The 15,642-nt window shown below is 67.7% G+C and carries 14 protein-coding genes and 1 pseudogene; 11 read left to right on the top strand and 4 right to left on the bottom strand.

All coding sequences use genetic code 11. The features are described 5' to 3' along the window. Positions 1 to 17: 17 nt before the first annotated feature. Positions 18 to 1,457: a mercury(II) reductase gene (merA, locus tag GFS60_RS32305; RefSeq protein WP_010596913.1), complete on the bottom strand. Its 1,440-nt coding sequence runs from the start codon at positions 1,455 to 1,457 to the stop codon at positions 18 to 20. A gap of 128 nt (positions 1,458 to 1,585) precedes the next feature. Here merA and GFS60_RS32310 point away from each other — a divergent pair, with 128 nt between their 5' ends. The 6 genes from GFS60_RS32310 (at position 1,586) to GFS60_RS32335 (ending at position 6,120) form a co-directional block, all read left to right on the top strand. After that, positions 1,586 to 1,975, top strand: coding sequence for an ArsR/SmtB family transcription factor (locus GFS60_RS32310; protein WP_159928358.1), 390 nt, complete (start codon positions 1,586 to 1,588; stop codon positions 1,973 to 1,975). Next, positions 1,972 to 2,274: a hypothetical protein gene (locus GFS60_RS32315; protein WP_236603605.1), complete on the top strand. Its 303-nt coding sequence runs from the start codon at positions 1,972 to 1,974 to the stop codon at positions 2,272 to 2,274. Before GFS60_RS32310 ends, GFS60_RS32315 begins: the two co-directional genes overlap by 4 nt. Continuing rightward, positions 2,271 to 2,777 (top strand): TlpA family protein disulfide reductase, encoded by a 507-nt coding sequence (locus GFS60_RS32320; protein WP_010596916.1) that lies wholly within the window; start codon positions 2,271 to 2,273, stop codon positions 2,775 to 2,777. The genes GFS60_RS32315 and GFS60_RS32320 overlap by 4 nt, the downstream gene beginning before the upstream one ends. Further along, on the top strand, positions 2,774 to 3,670 hold the full coding sequence (locus tag GFS60_RS32325) for a cytochrome c biogenesis CcdA family protein (protein ID WP_010596917.1): 897 nt from the start codon (positions 2,774 to 2,776) through the stop codon (positions 3,668 to 3,670). Before GFS60_RS32320 ends, GFS60_RS32325 begins: the two co-directional genes overlap by 4 nt. Continuing rightward, positions 3,667 to 5,046: a dihydrolipoyl dehydrogenase family protein gene (locus GFS60_RS32330; protein WP_010596918.1), complete on the top strand. Its 1,380-nt coding sequence runs from the start codon at positions 3,667 to 3,669 to the stop codon at positions 5,044 to 5,046. The genes GFS60_RS32325 and GFS60_RS32330 overlap by 4 nt, the downstream gene beginning before the upstream one ends. A gap of 117 nt (positions 5,047 to 5,163) precedes the next feature. Continuing rightward, a complete protein-coding gene (locus GFS60_RS32335; RefSeq protein ID WP_159928360.1) occupies positions 5,164 to 6,120 on the top strand; it encodes a tyrosine-type recombinase/integrase in 957 nt (318 codons plus the stop codon). A 17-nt stretch (positions 6,121 to 6,137) separates the two neighbouring features. Here the strand turns inward: GFS60_RS32335 and GFS60_RS32340 are convergent, their stop codons facing one another. After that, positions 6,138 to 6,959 carry a site-specific integrase gene (locus GFS60_RS32340; protein ID WP_328799852.1) on the bottom strand — a complete coding sequence of 274 codons (822 nt, stop codon included), beginning with the start codon at positions 6,957 to 6,959 and terminating at the stop codon, positions 6,138 to 6,140. Positions 6,960 to 7,172: 213 nt separating this feature from the next. Between GFS60_RS32340 and GFS60_RS32345 the strand changes: the two genes are divergently transcribed. From GFS60_RS32345 to GFS60_RS32360, 4 genes are read left to right on the top strand one after another with little or no spacing between them, the layout of a single operon-like run. Then, positions 7,173 to 7,943 (top strand): TnsA-like heteromeric transposase endonuclease subunit, encoded by a 771-nt coding sequence (locus GFS60_RS32345; RefSeq protein ID WP_159928364.1) that lies wholly within the window; start codon positions 7,173 to 7,175, stop codon positions 7,941 to 7,943. After that, positions 7,940 to 10,009, top strand: coding sequence for a Mu transposase C-terminal domain-containing protein (locus GFS60_RS32350; protein ID WP_159928366.1), 2,070 nt, complete (start codon positions 7,940 to 7,942; stop codon positions 10,007 to 10,009). The genes GFS60_RS32345 and GFS60_RS32350 overlap by 4 nt, the downstream gene beginning before the upstream one ends. Then, positions 10,000 to 11,043 carry an ATP-binding protein gene (locus GFS60_RS32355; protein WP_159928368.1) on the top strand — a complete coding sequence of 348 codons (1,044 nt, stop codon included), beginning with the start codon at positions 10,000 to 10,002 and terminating at the stop codon, positions 11,041 to 11,043. Before GFS60_RS32350 ends, GFS60_RS32355 begins: the two co-directional genes overlap by 10 nt. Before the next feature lie 50 nt (positions 11,044 to 11,093). After that, positions 11,094 to 11,918: a TniQ family protein gene (locus GFS60_RS32360; RefSeq protein WP_159928370.1), complete on the top strand. Its 825-nt coding sequence runs from the start codon at positions 11,094 to 11,096 to the stop codon at positions 11,916 to 11,918. Between the two features lie 660 nt (positions 11,919 to 12,578). On the opposite strand, the gene GFS60_RS32365 is transcribed toward GFS60_RS32360, so the two are convergent. Then, complete coding sequence (locus GFS60_RS32365; RefSeq protein ID WP_159928372.1) at positions 12,579 to 12,914, bottom strand: histone-like nucleoid-structuring protein Lsr2; 336 nt, start codon at positions 12,912 to 12,914, stop codon at positions 12,579 to 12,581. Between the two features lie 973 nt (positions 12,915 to 13,887). After that, positions 13,888 to 14,034 (bottom strand): annotated as a pseudogene (locus tag GFS60_RS38765) (IS256 family transposase); the annotation flags it as partial. Positions 14,035 to 14,374: 340 nt separating this feature from the next. Here GFS60_RS38765 and GFS60_RS32375 point away from each other — a divergent pair. Then, positions 14,375 to 15,601 carry a LuxR C-terminal-related transcriptional regulator gene (locus tag GFS60_RS32375; RefSeq protein WP_159928374.1) on the top strand — a complete coding sequence of 409 codons (1,227 nt, stop codon included), beginning with the start codon at positions 14,375 to 14,377 and terminating at the stop codon, positions 15,599 to 15,601. Positions 15,602 to 15,642 lie beyond the last annotated feature (41 nt).

Here is a 15,642-nt window from a genome sequence, read left to right on the forward strand (position 1 = left end):
ACGGCTCGATCCGGTCCTCAGCCCGCGCAGCAGGACAGCTTGGCGACATCGGCGGTGAAGGTTTGGGCGGTGAGTTTCAGCGCTTCGGCCATGGTCAGATACGGCGCCCAGGTGCGGGCGAGCTGGTCGACGGTCATGCCCGCGGTGATCGCGTACCCGGCGGCGGTGATCAGATCCCCGGCACCCTCGGCGACGGCGTGCACGCCTAGCACCCGCCCGGTCCCGGCCTCGGCGACGAGTTTGACCACACCACGGGTGTCCCGGTTGACCAGGGCACGCGGCACGTTCGCACCGGTGAGCAGCCGCGACTCGGTCCGTAATCCGGCTGCGGCGGCTTGGCTGTCGGTGTGGCCGACCGCGGCGATGGCCGGGCTGGTGAATGTCACCCGCGGCAGCGCCGTGTAGTCCAGGGTGCGGCCGGCGTGCCCGAGGGCGTTGCCGGCGGCGAGTGTGCCCTGCGCCGCCGCGACGTACACGAATTGGGGGCCGCCGGCCACGTCGCCCGCGGCCCAGATCCGCGGGTTGCTGCTGCGCTGATGGGCGTCGACGACGACGGCGCCGCGGTCGTCGGTGCGTACCCCGACCGCCGCCAGATTCAATCCGGGGGTGTCGGGGCGGCGGCCGGTGGCGATGAGCAGCTGGGCGGCCCGCAGTTCGGTGGTGGCCCCGTCGGCGGTGCGGACGGTGACGAGTTTCTCGCCGCCCTCGGCCAGTGCCTTGTCGAGGGTGGCGCCGGTGAGCACGGTGATGGCTTCGTCGGCGAACACCTGCGCGATGGCCCGGGAGATCTCGGGTTCCTCGAACGGCGCCAGCCGATCCAGGGCCTCGATCACCGTGACCCGGGTGCCGAGCCGGGCGAACAACTGTGCCTGTTCGAGACCGATGGCGTTGCCGCCCACCACGATCAGCGACCCCGGCAGGACGTCGAGCTCCATCGCGGTGGTCGAGGTCAGATACCCCGCCTCGGCGAGCCCGTCGGTCGGCGGCGCCCACGGCGCGGCGCCGGTCGCGATCAGGTACTGATCGGCGTCGATCACCCGCGGGCCATCGGCCCCCTGCTCGACCCGCAGCACCGGTGCGTCGGTGGTACCGGTGAAGACGGCGGTTCCCGAGACGATCTCCCAGCCGTAGTCGGCGGCCAGGTCGAGGTACTTCTCGCCGCGAAGCCGGTCGACCAGCGCGTTCTTGCCCGCGATCAGCTCGGCGAAGTCCACCGGTGCCCCGGTCGCCGCCAGCCCCGGGAACCGGTCGGCGCTCGCCGCGGTGTGCCGGGCCTCCGCGGCGGCCAGCAGCGCCTTCGACGGCACGCAGCCCACGTTCACGCAGGTGCCGCCGATCGCGGCGCGCTCGACCATCACCACCCGTTTGCCGAGGTTGACCGCGGCGATGGCGGCGGCGAACGCCGCCGAACCGGAACCGATGATCGCCAGATCGGCGCGCGGGGATGTCGTGGTCACGGCGGGTTCTCCTTGCTGGGGGACTCCGGTCACGGAACAGGTTGCTATTCGCGTTGACGAATATCTCCGGACATCATACTATGCGCTTATCCGAATAGTTCAACTTTCTTCTTGTGGAGGCGATCCCCTTGCCCCGGTCCACGACCGCCGCCGTCACCGCGCCCGGTGGCGAGACGGCCTGCACGCACCTGGATGCGACGGCGAAGTTCTTTCGCGCGCTGTCGGATCCGACGCGGTTGAAGCTGCTGGAGTTCATCCTGGCCGCCGAGCGCACCTCCGCGGAGTGTGTCGAGCATGCCGGGATCTCCCAGCCGCGGGTGTCGGTGCACCTGTCCTGCCTGGCCGACTGCGGTTATGTGACCGCGCGCCGTGACGGCAAGAAGCTGCGCTACTCCGTCGGCGACCCACGCGTCGCGGACCTGGTGATGCTGGCCCGCTCCCTCGCCGCCGACAACGCCGCCGCGCTGACCTGCTGCACCCGCATCGACACCGCTCGTGTGAACGGAGCAGGACAATGATGAACGTACGCAACAACTCCACGGGGATCGGCGGCCCGCTCGCGGTGGTGGGTGCCGCCGTGGCCATGATCGTGTGCTGCGCCGGACCGGCCTTGATCGCGGCCGGTGCGCTCACCGCCCTCGGCGGTGCGCTGCGCAGTTGGGGACCGATCGTGGCCGCCGCGGTGATGGTCCTCGCCGCCGTCGGCTACACCGCGCGCCGTCGTAAGCCGCCGCAGCGAGGGACAGTCCGCGGACTGCTGGGCACCCGCCGATCGCATCAGCCCAACGCGTCGACCGATCGGAGTTCCCAGCCGTGACCACGCCGATCACCCGACGCACGGTGAGCGCGGCGCTCGCCGCCCTGGCGGTCACGGTGCTGGCTGCCTGCGGCACCGACACCGCCTCGCCCCGCGCCGCCACCGACCCCGTCACGGTCACCGCGCTGTCCGGGGCGCCGGTGACCGTGCCCAGCGGCAAGCCGACGGCGATGTTCTTCTTTTCGGTCGGCTGCGGTGAATGCGTGGGCGGCGCGAAGTCGCTGTCGCAGGCTGCGCGACAACTCGGTGACACCGCCGCTTTCGTCCTGGTCGACATGGATCCGGCCGAACCTGCCCAGGTCGTCACCGACTTCCAGCAGCAAACCGGGACCGACACCGTGCCCGCGGTCATCGACACCGATGCGACCCTGACCAAGCGGTACTCCGTGGCCGCCCTGTCGACCCTGCTCGTCGTCGACCCCGGCGGTGCGGTCGCCTACCGGGCCGCCGACCCGTCCGCCGATCAGATCACCGCCGCGCTGGCGAAGGCCGGGGACCGGTGAACGGGCTGCTGGCCTTGGCGTTCACCGCGGGCATGCTCGCCCCGGTCAATCCGTGCGGTTTCGCGCTGCTGCCGGCCTGGATCACCCACACCCTCGGCGACACCGCCACCGAACCGCTCGGGGTACGCACGGCGCGGGCGCTGCGAACCGGCGTCGCTTTTACCCTCGGGTTCGCGGGCACCCTGGCCGTGGCGGGGCTGGCCATCAGCGCCGGTGCCCGCGCGCTGATCAGCGCCGCGCCGTGGCTCGGTCTGGTCGTCGGTGTCGCCCTGGTATTGCTCGGTGTCGTCATGTTCACCGGCCGCGTGCTCGGTCTGCGACTGCCCACCCGAGCGCTGCGCCCGGCCACCGGGCCGGGCGGCACAACCGGGATCGTCCTCGCCGGGATCGGCTACGCCGCGGCGTCGCTGTCGTGCACGTTCGGGGTGCTGCTGGCCGTCATCGCCCAGGCCCAGGCCACCGCGGGCTGGGGTGCGCTGCTCGCGGTGTTCGTCGCCTACACCCTCGGCGCCGCGACGATCCTGCTGCTGGTCAGCCTCGCCGCCGCGGCCGCCGGTACCGCGCTCACCCACCATCTCGCCGCCCTCGCCCGGCACGGCACCCGCATCACCGCGACCGTGCTCATCCTCACCGGCGCCTACCTGGCCTGGTACTGGCTGCCCGCCGTCACCGGCGACACCACCGGCACCAACGGATTCGCGGCCCTGTCCACCACCGCCAGCACCTGGCTGCAGAACCACACACCACTGATGGCGACGATCGCGGCACTGACCGTGCTCACCGCCGCCGTCACCGTCCTCGCTCACCGCATGATCCGGCGCCGCGTTACCGATGCCGCACCCGTCGACTGCTGCACCCCGACGACCGTCATCGAGGAAGGGCGCCCGCAATGACCGAACGCTACGACACCCTCGTGCTCGGCGGCGGAATGTCCGGGCTGCCACTGGCGCTGCGCGCCGCCCGCCACGGCCGGGTCGCCTTCGTCGAGAAGGAACTGCTCGGCGGGACCTGCCTGAACCGGGGCTGCATCCCCACCAAGACGATGATCGCCTCCGCCGCCGTCGCCCATCAGGCCCGCCGCGCCGCCGAGTTCGGCGTCCGCGTCGGCGGTCCGGTCACCGTCGACCTGGCCGCCGTGGTGGAGCGTAAGAACACCCTCGTCGATTCCATCCGGGCCGGATCGTATCGGGCCGTCGAAAAATCCGCCGACCTCGACTTCTACCACGCCGCAGGACAATTCACCGGTAACCGGCGCCTCACCGTCGACGGCACCACCCTGACCGCGGACCGGATCATCCTCGCGACCGGCACCCGCACCACCCTCCCGGCCATCGACGGCTTGGACGCCGTGCCCTACTACACCTCCCGCACGCTGCTCGACCTCACCGAACTACCCGCCCACCTGCTCGTCGTCGGCGGCGGCTACGTCGGCTGCGAATTCGCGCAGATGTTCCGGCGATTCGGCGCCGAGGTCACCATCGTCCAGCGCGCCGACCGGCTGCTGCCCGGGGAAGACCCCGACATCAGCGCCGCCGTCGCCGACGGCATGACTGCCGACGGCATCACTGTCGCGACCGCCACCACCTGTACTCACGCCGCCGGGACGGCCGGCAACATCCGGATCGGCTGCACCGGCACCGAGACCGCCGAGATCACCGGCAGCCACCTGCTGCTCGCCACCGGGCGCACCCCCAACACCGACGCCCTGGGCCTGGAACACCTCGACCTGCAACCCGACCCGCACGGCTTCCTCACCGTCGGCGACACCCTGAACACCTCCGCCGACAACGTGTGGGCGATCGGCGACCTGCGGGGCGGGCCGATGTTCACCCACACCGCCCGCGACGACGCCGACATCGTCTACCGCACCGTCTACCGCGACCAGGACCGCACCACCACCGGACGTGTCGTGCCGCACGCGGTGTTCACCGACCCCGAAGTCGGAGCCGTCGGCCTGACCGAACCCGCCGCCCGCGCAGCCGGCTACGACGTGATCATCGGCCGCCAGAACTTCACCGGCGTTGCCAAAGCACGCGCCATCGGCAACACCCGCGGCCTGGTCAAATTCGTCGCCGACGCCGCCACCGACCGGATCCTCGGCTGCCACATCGCCGGACCCGACGGCGGCGACCTCGTCCACGAAGCCGTCATCGCCATGACCTGCGGCGCCACCTACGGCCAACTCGCCGCCGCCATCCACATCCACCCCACCCTCGCCGAAGCCGTCAACGCCGCCGCCGGCGGCGTCCACCGACCCGCCGCCGACTGATCCCACAGATAACACCCTGTTATCTATGGCACCATGAAACCCGGCCTGCGACGACTCCGCTCCGGCGGTGCGCGAAGCGGCCCCATTATCTGCGGCAAGCAGGCCGGGGAGGTCACAATGTTGTCGTCCGGGATCACCGTCCGCGCCGCCGGCGACGGCTTCCTCGACTCGATCCGCTCCCCGAACACCCGCCGCTCCTACGCCATCGCCGTCGACAAGACCACCGCCAGGCTCGGCGAGGCCCGGCCGCTGGCCAATGTCGCCGACGACGAGATCGGCGAAACCCTGGAAACCCTGTGGGGCGACGCGGCGGTCAACACCTGGAACGCCCGCCGCGCCGCGGTCGCGTCCTGGCTGGCGTGGTGCCGCGAGCACGGACACACCGCTCCGGCGGTCCCCGCGTGGGTGAAACGCTCCACCCCGCCGGACTCGGCCGCCCCGGTGCGCTCGCGCACCGCGATCGACCGGCTCATCACCCGCCGCGACATCGACCTGCGGGAGAAGACGCTGTGGCGGATGCTCTACGAAACCTGCGCCCGCACCGAGGAACTGCTCCAGGTCAACATCGAAGACCTCGACCTGGCCGGGCGGTGCTGCCCGGTGAAGTCCAAGGGCGCCAAGCCCCGCACCCGCCGCCGCGGCGCCGCCCATCACGAGTACGCGCACGAGCTCGTGTACTGGGACGCGGGCACCGCCCGGCTCCTGCCACGCCTCACCAAGGGCCGCACCCGCGGACCGCTGTTCGTCACCCACCGCCGACCCGGACCCCGCAAAGCCGTCGCCGACCGCGACATCTGCCCCGACACCGGCCTGGCCAGGTTGTCCTACGGCCAGGCCCGCGCCCTGCTCGACGCCGCCACCGCCACCAACGGACCCGGCACCGGCTGGGACCTGCACGAACTCCGACACTCGAGCCTGACGCATCTCGGCGAGGCCGGAGCCAGCCTGCTCGAGCTAATGGCCAAGTCCCGCCACCGCAAACCCGACAACCTGCGCCGCTACTTCAAACCCTCACCGGCAGCCATGCGCGGCATCACCAGCCTCCTCGGCCCCGACCGGACCGGCAACCGATAACTCACCCCGACCAGCCGCTACGCGAACTTCGTTGTTTTCTGCGCCGTTACTACCGGAACCCCTACCTCGTCGAGGTAATGATCAAGCACGCCGACCACCCAGTCCATCTCCGGGACCGTCAACACCGTGCGCCGCTTCGGCGGCCCACCTCGGGACGCCTTCCCGTGGCGAACGAAGAGTGCTCCACAGCGGCCGAAACTGCCGACCTTCGGGTTTACGCGCAAGTCGGTGAGGTCCAAGCCGACCACCTCGCACCGTCTCAGCCCGAACGCATAGACGAGCTTGAGTAAGGCGGCATCACGAACTGCCCGCAATGCGCCTTTGTGGCCGATGCGGCGGATACGTTCCGCCTCCTCGTCGGCGGCATCGAACAGCAACTGGACTTCATCGTACGACAACGCCCGACGACCAGCACGGCCCTCGAACTCCGAGACGTGGACCACCGTGTTCCAGGCATGCAGGATCTGGACCGGGGTCGCACCGAACCGTTCGGCACACACCGCGCCCCATCCGTAGCGCTGATCGACGAGGTAGTCGCAGAACATCCGCAACGCGATCTGGTAGCCGCGGGCAGTCGAGACCGCAGCCGGGGTCGGCCCCGAATTCAATTGCGCGAAATACGCATCCGCCTCGCTGGGCAGCCACTCCCACGGATACTGACCGCTGAAGTCGGTGAACCGCCGGATCATCGCGATCCGCTGTTTGATGGTCTCGACTCGAAGAAAACGCGCCTTCTGTTGATCCGTCCACCCCGCCAGCATGGCCTCGAACACGGCCGGCTTGGGGTCCAGATGAACGACGTTCGCCGCCAACGACAATCCCGCCGAACCGGCGACCATATCTGCCACAATGTCGTTGTATCAGATGCAACATAGATGCGTCTAGAGTTTCCGCTGCAGACCGGCGTCCACAGAGCCCCAAGGTTGCTGTCCCGTCTCATTGAACTTGAGGCAGTCTCATCAATCTGAGGCATTCGGCGTGTCGTCTCACGAAGTTGAGGCACCCGGTGTTCTACTTTGGGCTGTTCGTGCTGCGTCGAGTCCAGGGTTGTGATGGTGGCGAGGGGTGTAGCGGCGGCGACGGCCATCATCCATCACGCGGATGGGTTCGAGCTGCGGTTCTTGGAGGTCGGTTCGGCGGGTGTGGTTGAGCGTCGGGACGCGCTGGCGATGTGCTGGGCGACGCGGTTCGAGGATGTGCCGCCGGTGCGGCAGTTCCCCTCCTATCGGGGGCAGCGGAGTTTTTCGGGTGAGTATTTCGCTGCCCGCATGGAACGCCATGTCGGGTACGAGTCGTGGTTGGAGCGGGATCAGCTGATGATGCTGGACTTCTCACCGCGTGTGAGGTCGTTCGCGGCGCAGCCGTTTTGGCTGTCATGGCAGTCGGGCGGCAAGACCCGTCGCCATGCCCCTGACTTCTTCGTCCGGATGGTCGACGGCCGTGGTGTGGTGGTCGATGTGCGCGCCGACGACCGAATCAAGGACGAGGATGCCGCGGCGTTCGCGGTCACGGCCGCAGCGTGTGAGTCGGTGGGCTGGGGTTATCGCCGGGTGGGCACGGTGGACCCGGTGTTGTCGGCGAATGTGCGATGGCTGGCCGGGTATCGGCATCGCCGATGCCTGAACGATGCCCACCGCGACATGCTGGTGGAGGTGTTTTCCCACCCGTCACCGCTGGTGGCTGGCGTGGAGAGGGTCGGCGATCGGCTCGCGATGCTGCCGTCGTTGTTTCATCTGATGTGGACCGGGGTCCTGGTTGCCGACCTGGTGTCGGCGCCCTTGACCGGGGAGTCTGTGGTCAGGGTGGCTGGGGGTGGCCGATGACGGTGTCGCGGCCGGCTGAGCTGCGGGTGGGCGAGGAGATTGAGGTCGACGGGGCCGCCTACACGGTCACGGGCTTATCGGGGACCGAGGTCCGGTTGGTCGATGTGGCCGGCGGCGAGCGCAGTATGGGGTTGCCGGAGTTGCTGTCCGCGCCGGGGTTTCGGGTGGTGACCCGGGTGGCGGCGTTGCCGCCTCGAGGGCTATTTGATGGTGTCGCCCCCGAGATGGTGGAGCAGGCGCGATGGTGGGAACACCACATCGTCGAGGTGATCGCGGGCGTTCCACCGGAAGCGGGGCGGGCCGCCCGGCCTCGACCGGAGTACGACCCGGCGGTGCACAGTCTGCGGCAGCGCGAGTTGGCGAAGGTCAACGAGCTCTCTCTTGACGGCAATGAATTGGCGTTGAGCACGTTTCAGCGTTGTCGCCTGGCCTACGAGAAACACGGTGTGTGGGGTTTGATCGACCACCGCTCGACCCGTAAGGCGGGCGCGCGGACCGACGAGCGTGTGCTCGCCGCGATCGACCGGGCAGTGCTCGAACAGACGAACCAGTCGACGGGGACGGTCACTCGGCTGCGGCGGCGGGTGGAGCAGATCCTCGTCGAGGAGCACGGTGTCGATCCGGCGTCGGTGATGCCGGCGCGGGCCACGTTCTATCGGCTGGTCGAGCGGATCTCGGCGGGCAAGCACACCTTCGGTTCGGCGCGGACGCGTCGCTCGTTGGCGCAGCGGCCGGACGGCCCGTTCGGGACGGTCACCGCGCTGCGACCGGGTGAGTGGACGCAGATCGACTCGACTCCGTTGGACGTGCGGGTGGTGTTGGACAACGGGATGGTCGACCGGGTCGAGTTGAGTTGGATCGTCGACGTGGCCACACGGTCGGTCCCGGCGGCGGTGTTGCGGCCGACGACCAAGGCGGTGGATGCGGCGCTGCTGCTGGCGCGGGCGATGACCCCGGAGCCGATGCGGCCGGGCTGGTCGGATGCACTGCGCATGTCGCGGTCGGTGCTGCCGCACCGACGACTGACCGATATCGATCAACGGCTCGAGCACGCCGCCGCGCGGCCGGTGATCGTGCCGGAGACCATCGTGTGTGATCACGGCATGGTCTACATGTCACAGGCATTCCGCAACGCCTGCCGAGCGATGGGCATCAACCTGCAACCCTCCCACGAAGGCTCCCCGTGGGAGAAGGGCACCGTCGAAACGAGCTTTTCCGCGGTGGGCACCCTGTTCGCGCAGTACGTCGCGGGCTATGTCGGCAGCAGCGTCGAGCGCCGCGGCCGAGGCGCCGAGGACAGCGCCGTGTGGTCGATGGTCGAGTTGCAACAGCTGCTCGACGAGTGGCTCGTCTCGACCTGGCAGAACCGTCCCCACGACGGGCTGCGGCATCCGTTGATCCCCGGCAAGGCGCTGACCCCCAACGAGATGTATGCCGCGCTGGTGGAAACCGCGGGATACGTGCCGGTGCCGTTGACCGCCGACGACTACATCGAATTATTGCCGGCGGTCTGGCGGGCGATCAACGCCTACGGGGTGAAGATCGGACGCCGCACCTACGACTGCGCGGCGCTGACTCCCCACCGCCGCCAGCACTCCGGGGTGAACGCGCGAAAAGGATTGTGGGAAGTGCACTACGACCCCTACGACGTCACCCGGATCTGGGTCCGCAATCATCACGACGGCGGCTGGATACAGGCCCCGTGGACCCACTTGCGGGTCGGGCCGACACCGTTCGGGGAACAGGCCTGGGATCACGCCCGACAGATGCTGGCCCGCCGCGGTGAGGACCCGGTGACGGAAGCCGAGATCGCGAGCGCCGCAGCCGCATTGCTGGACTCCGCCGAACGCGGTCCCGCACGTGAGAAGCCGACCAAGAAGGACAAGCGGGTCGCCGGCCGGACCAGAGCAGTGGCAGCGGCCGATCGGACACTGCCGCCGACGGTGTCCGGGCCCCCGCCGCGATGGGATGACGACGAGGACAACGACGAGGACAACGGTCAGATGGCGGACGTGATCCCCCTCGGGGTCTTCGACGCCCGTGAGGAGGCCAAGAAATGGTGGTAGCCGGTCACATCAACGATCCGGCGGACGAGTTCGACTCCGGACTCGAGACCGACCGGCGGGAGCCGACGATGACACTCGCCGGGTGGCGACGGTTCGTCGACACCCCCGCCGCCCACTTCGACCTGCTGCCTGAACAGCGGTGGGCGAAGTTGTCGGAGCAAGACAAGGACGCCTACGACGAGGCACGGCTGAACTATCACTCGGAAATGATCATCGTCGCGACGTCAACGCTGCGTGACGTGGCCCGACAGGGCCGGTTGTTGACCCTGCTCAACCGGCGCGAGATCAGCGCCCGCCGCGGGCTGATCGTGTCCGGTCCACAGACCACCGGCAAGACCACCGCCCTCAAACAGCTCGGCCGCGCCCACGAGCTGATGGTGCGGCAACGCTATCCCGAGCGCTCCGGCGATCGCATCCCGGTCGTCTACGTCACCACCCCACCGAAAGGATCGCCGCGCAAACTGGCGATGGAGTTCGCCCGCTTCCTCGGCCTGCCGCCGGTCAAACGCGGCTACAACACCACCGACATCGCCGACGCGGTCTGCCAGGTCATGATCGCGGCCCGGGTGGACCTGGTACTGGTCGACGAACTGCACAACCTGAACCTGGCCACCTCCGCCGGCGAGGACATGTCCGACCACCTCAAATACTTCACGGAGCACCTGCCCGCAACGTTCGTCTACGCCGGGATCGACATCGAGCGTCGGCTGTTCACCGGGGTGCGTGGCAAGCAGATCGCCGGGCGTTGTGTGCTGATCAACACCGGCCCGTTCCCCTGCGACGCCGAATGGAAGGCCCTGATCGCCACCCTCGACGACGCGCTGCGTCTGCACCGTCACGAGCCAGGGACGCTGACTCGCCATGCCCGCTACCTGCACCGGCGCACCGGCGGCATGATCGGCAGCCTCTCACACCTGGTCCGCGCCGCCGCCCAACTGGCGATTCTGGAAGGCGAAGAGGCCATCACCCGCAAACTCCTCGACTCCATCCCGGTCGACCACGCCGCCGAGTCCGCACGCAACGGCGCCGCCTGATGTTCCCCTTCGGCACCCGACTCACCCCACCTTCCCGTCTGCCTCGACCCGTGCCTCCGTTCCACCGGGAAACCCTTGCCTCCTACCTCTACCGGCTCGCCACCGCCAACCAGCTCCACCCCGACGATCTCGGCGCCCACCTGACCGGCGCACGCCGAACACGCGCACCGATCACCCTGCACGGCCTGGCCGCCGCAACCGGCCGATCCCCGCGCAGCCTCAGCCACGCCCTGCCCGAACTACGGATCGCGTCGACTCCGACCGCTCACCCACCAGAACCCCTACTCACCCGCCGGACCGTCTGCCGGCACTGCGCCGCCCGTCGCGACGCGTTCCGATTCGCGACCACCTGGCAGCCTCCCGAGGTCAATATCTGCCCCACACACCGGATCTGGATCGGGCCACCCGTCCGCGGCCACGGCGTCCCGCAACTCGACGTCAGCGCCGTTCCCGAAATTCTGCACGCTCAACGCCGCCACTACCGGCTGGCCCGGCGCCACGGGCGCCGAACCGCCGCCGACGCGTTCGCCGAAGCGGCCCACATCACCGCGCTCTGGGCCCGGCACGCCTTCCACGACCGCGGCCGAGCACGGCTGATCCGCGCACTTGTCGACCGCCCTCCACTCACCGGCAGATTACGTCCCGACGACCCCATCACACCGGTCGTGACCTATCCGCAGACCGTCGACCTGGCCCGGGTACTCGCCACTCCCTACTGGCGTCGACCCGCTTCAGGCGACACCGACGACCTCCCACGATTCCAGCAGGACATCGACACACACCTCGGCATCGAGTACCACCCCGAAAACAGTCCCTACGACCCGCTGTTCGGCTGGTTCACCAAACACCACGACCCACACGCCGCAATTCGATGACATGCCTCAACATCATGAGACAAAACGCGATCATTGCGTCTCACCAATCTGAGGCACACCAGGTCAAGCCCCTGACTCTGCCTCACTTTCGATGAGACAAGACAGTTGCGGAGCGAGGGACCGGGACCCTGCGACCTGCCACGAAGACGCCCCACAATCGCCAGCCGAATGGTTGCATCTAGTGCAATTCCGCCTAATTGCGACAGAAGAACGTGCGATGCCCCGAGTTCTTGGCCGCCGCGGCCGGGCACCCGCAGACCTCCCAGCCGACGAGGCACCGCCCACTAATCAGCAGGTGATTGCTCGGACACCGATCCGCCGCTTCCTCGTACTTCACCCACCCAGTCTATCCGCACATACATTCGAATTGAGCTAGTCTAGGGGTGCCCCGACTCGGAGGGAAGCCTTGCCGGGGCGCAAACTTTATCGCCGTGGACCTGGGCCTTCGGCGGTGCGGGCACGGAGGGTTCGTGAGGTAGGAGACCGGGTGCTGGTGCACCCTGAGGGGAAGTCGGTGTTCATCATCCTCAGCTTCTAGGATGACCGCGCACTGATCGAGTCCACGATCGAGGCGCCAGGGAAATATCCGTTCAGCATCCGGGTGAAGTACCTCGTACCTGCGCCATAGCCGGAGCCCGGCCGCCTGGTGGCGAAATGGGGTCAGTGCGCTGCGTCGAACGATTCCTGGACGTCGGCGGGGATCCGGCCGCGCGCGGACACTTCGTAGCCGTTCGCGGCCGCCCACTCCCGCACGTCCCGGGCCTGCGACCGGGACCGCGCCGCGCCCGCTCCGGGACGGCGCTTCTGGCCGCCGACCTTGGTGGCATGTTCGATGTAGAAGTCCATCGTCTTGAGGAATTCTCGGGCGTTCTTCGTCTTGAGGTCGATTTCGTAGTCGACACCGTTCACCGAGAACGTGATGTGCTCGCCCTCGCCGGCCTCGATGAGAGTTCCGTCGAGGTCGTCGACCAGCTCCACGACCATTTTCCGCGCCACGTGTGTACTCCTTCTGCTCCGGTTACAGCCAGGCAGAGACTACTGCCCAGGCGACGGAAGGCCATCGGCTTCATTGTCGTGCAGGAAGTAAATCACCACGGATATGCCTCGTCGGGGCGGACAATCAGCGGATGAGCGGTGCCGACCGGCGGGGGGCTGATTGCTCCGATGTTGGCGACCCTGGCCGCACCGCCCGAGGGTGAATCCAGCGGATCTTGGGCGGCGGAAATCAAGTACGACGGCTGCCGGACTGCTGGCATCAGCCGGTGGCCAGGGTGATCCGGTTCTGTGGTCCCGGAATCTGAACGTAGTGACATCGTCGTATCCGGAACTGGTCGAGGCGGCTTTCAGTGGCCGCCGCCGGGTCGTGCCCGACGGGAAGTTGTGCGTTGGGAGCCGGCAGACTTCGCTGTCCCGGCAGGGTGCTTCCTACTCAGGCGTGGTGTCTATTCGGCGAGTTCTCCGACTTCGGCGGTGGTGGTGACGGGTTCGGGCCCGTCTGTGCCATCCGGCGGTCAGCGTGATGGTTCCGGAGGTGGGGAGGATGCCAATCCAGTCGCGGGACCGGCCGCGTACCTGCTGTCCGGTGGTTATTCGGCCACCGCGACGACCCCGAAGGTTGCCGTGACGGGTTCGAGCCCAATCAATGGCCACCCGGCCGTGACGGTGACAACCCCGCAGGCTGGTGTCCTGACCCAGTATCCCGGAACAGTCGGCAGTCGAGGGACGGAACCGCGAAAAGTGGCGCTAAGGAGTTACCGCAGATAGCAGCACACTATATGCGGTAACCTCTGAGTCATCCTCGCTCGATACCTCTTTCGCGCCGAGGCGACTCGGGAAACTATCTGCGGTAGCAAGTGGAGGTCCGGTAGATGGGGCGGGTTCGGATGCTTCCGACGGCGGCGGGCGGTGTTCGCCTCGCCGACGCGGTCAAGGTGTACCTCGCCGCGATCACTGTGCAGAACACGCGCGAGACCGCCTTGGTCAGCCGCGCGAGTAGACCTCCCTCCCCGGTCAGCTGCAGCCCCTCGGCACGTGCCCGCTCGGTCAGCTGCCGCATCAACTGTTCATCGACCGCGTCCAGGCCGTCGGTCTCCTGGGCCACCGCATCTGACGTCATCACTTCAGTCACTGGAGCCTCCTACGTCTCAGGAGTTACACCGTTGACGTTACAGTCCCCGATCCGTCTGCGTGTGCCCTTGTGCCGCGCGCCGGAGCGGCGAAAGATCGGTCCCGCAGTGGCTGCGGCCGCGGGCCGGCGGCGCCCGCCGGCGGTGGACCGCGACGGGTCGTCCACCGTTGTGTCGCCGCGGGGACGACGTCCCCGCGGGAGGAGGCAGGTCATGTTCAAAGTCATCCAGGGTGGTCGCTGGTTTGGGGATGCGGTCCTCGATGCACGCACAGCACCGGCCGAACTTGGTCGCGAATGAAATTCATGGCTCGTAGAACGAGGAGGTGTCATGCAAGCTGATGCTCAGCGCATCGAAGTCATGAAAGCCCAAGATCCCGGTAATCCGTGGGACGCGTCCGGGGTCATGGTTCTCAGTGCAAACCGGCGTGAAATACGTGAGGTGATAGCAACGGCCCAGCGGTTGCTTGCCTGGGATGAGATGCCGTTCGGAGAAGTTCGCGATTTCAAGGCGGCCGGGGAGATGCTTTCCACCATTGCGGCTATGACGAAGGAGGCATTGCGCGGAAACCCCTCAGCCGCGGAGCATTTGGCTGCGAGTGACGACTTGGTCGAGCTGCTCATCAAGGTCAAGACAGCGGGGGATCACCTCCACGAGGCCCAGCTCGCACAGCATACGGCAGGCTTCAAAGTAGTTCGGGATGCGCTGGCTTGTCTTCACGGCGTCAATTCTGTCGCGGAGCTCATCGAGGGCACCCCTGCTGCAGTCTGTCTCCTCGGCTTCGATCGAGTGATCCTCTCGCGTGTCGACGAATCGTCCTGGATCCCCGAAAATTTCTACTTCGTTGGCGACCCCCAGTGGGCCGCGGAAGTGCGCGTGATCGGTCACGAAAATCCGCTGACGCTGGGCCCGGGGCTTATCGAATCGGAGAGCGCGCGCCGAAAGGTTCCCCTCATCGCCACGAACGTCCTGCAAAGTCCGCACGTTCATCGTCAGATCGCTGATGCGACACTCTCGAGGTCATACGCCGTCGCGCCCGTCATGCCGGAAGGGCGTGTAGCCGGTTTTCTTCACGCGGATTGCTATTTTCAGCGTCGGAACATGGAGCAGTTCGATCTCGAGATGCTCTCGATTTTCACCGAAGGCTTCGGATACGCGCTGCAGCGTGCATCACTCCTGGACCGCATGGCCAAGCTGAAGTCTGCAGTCAATAGCCTGGCAAACGGCATCTCGTCGGTGGTTGAAGAGTCTTCAGGATTTGAGCTGGGATCCAGCGGGTTCTACCGTGAGCGCCCGGAGATCACTTCGGGTCGGATAGGTGACTTCCCGGTCGGGCAAGCCGAAGGGGAGCTACCGCCGACTCGGCGGGAACAGGAAGTGCTGAGGTTGATGGCGGCGGGTGAAACGAACGCCGGGATCGCGAGTCAGCTCTTCATCTCAGAGGGGACCGTTAAGTCGCACGTGAAACAGATCCTTCGGAAGCTGGGTGCGGCCAACCGCGCACAAGCGGTCTCCCGGTGGTCCAAGATCGAGCAGAGGGAACGCGCCAACGGATGACGCTGACGACCGTTCGGCAAACGGTTTCCTATCTCCGGCCG

The sequence above is a fragment of the Rhodococcus sp. WAY2 genome, from assembly GCF_009859915.1.
In the GTDB taxonomy this organism is placed as follows: domain Bacteria; phylum Actinomycetota; class Actinomycetes; order Mycobacteriales; family Mycobacteriaceae; genus Rhodococcus_F; species Rhodococcus_F oxybenzonivorans.

Excerpts from the sequence above, each read along its gene's own strand:
- GFS60_RS32340 (WP_328799852.1), bottom strand. The coding sequence starts at position 6,959 with ATGGTCGCCGGTTCGGCGGGATTGTCGTTGGCGGCGAACGTCGTTCAT.
- GFS60_RS32345 (WP_159928364.1), top strand. The coding sequence starts at position 7,173 with ATGGTGGCGAGGGGTGTAGCGGCGGCGACGGCCATCATCCATCACGCG.
- GFS60_RS32350 (WP_159928366.1), top strand. The coding sequence starts at position 7,940 with ATGACGGTGTCGCGGCCGGCTGAGCTGCGGGTGGGCGAGGAGATTGAG.
- GFS60_RS32355 (WP_159928368.1), top strand. The coding sequence starts at position 10,000 with ATGGTGGTAGCCGGTCACATCAACGATCCGGCGGACGAGTTCGACTCC.
- GFS60_RS32330 (WP_010596918.1), top strand. The coding sequence starts at position 3,667 with ATGACCGAACGCTACGACACCCTCGTGCTCGGCGGCGGAATGTCCGGG.
- GFS60_RS32335 (WP_159928360.1), top strand. The coding sequence starts at position 5,164 with ATGTTGTCGTCCGGGATCACCGTCCGCGCCGCCGGCGACGGCTTCCTC.
- GFS60_RS32315 (WP_236603605.1), top strand. The coding sequence starts at position 1,972 with ATGATGAACGTACGCAACAACTCCACGGGGATCGGCGGCCCGCTCGCG.
- GFS60_RS32375 (WP_159928374.1), top strand. The coding sequence starts at position 14,375 with ATGCAAGCTGATGCTCAGCGCATCGAAGTCATGAAAGCCCAAGATCCC.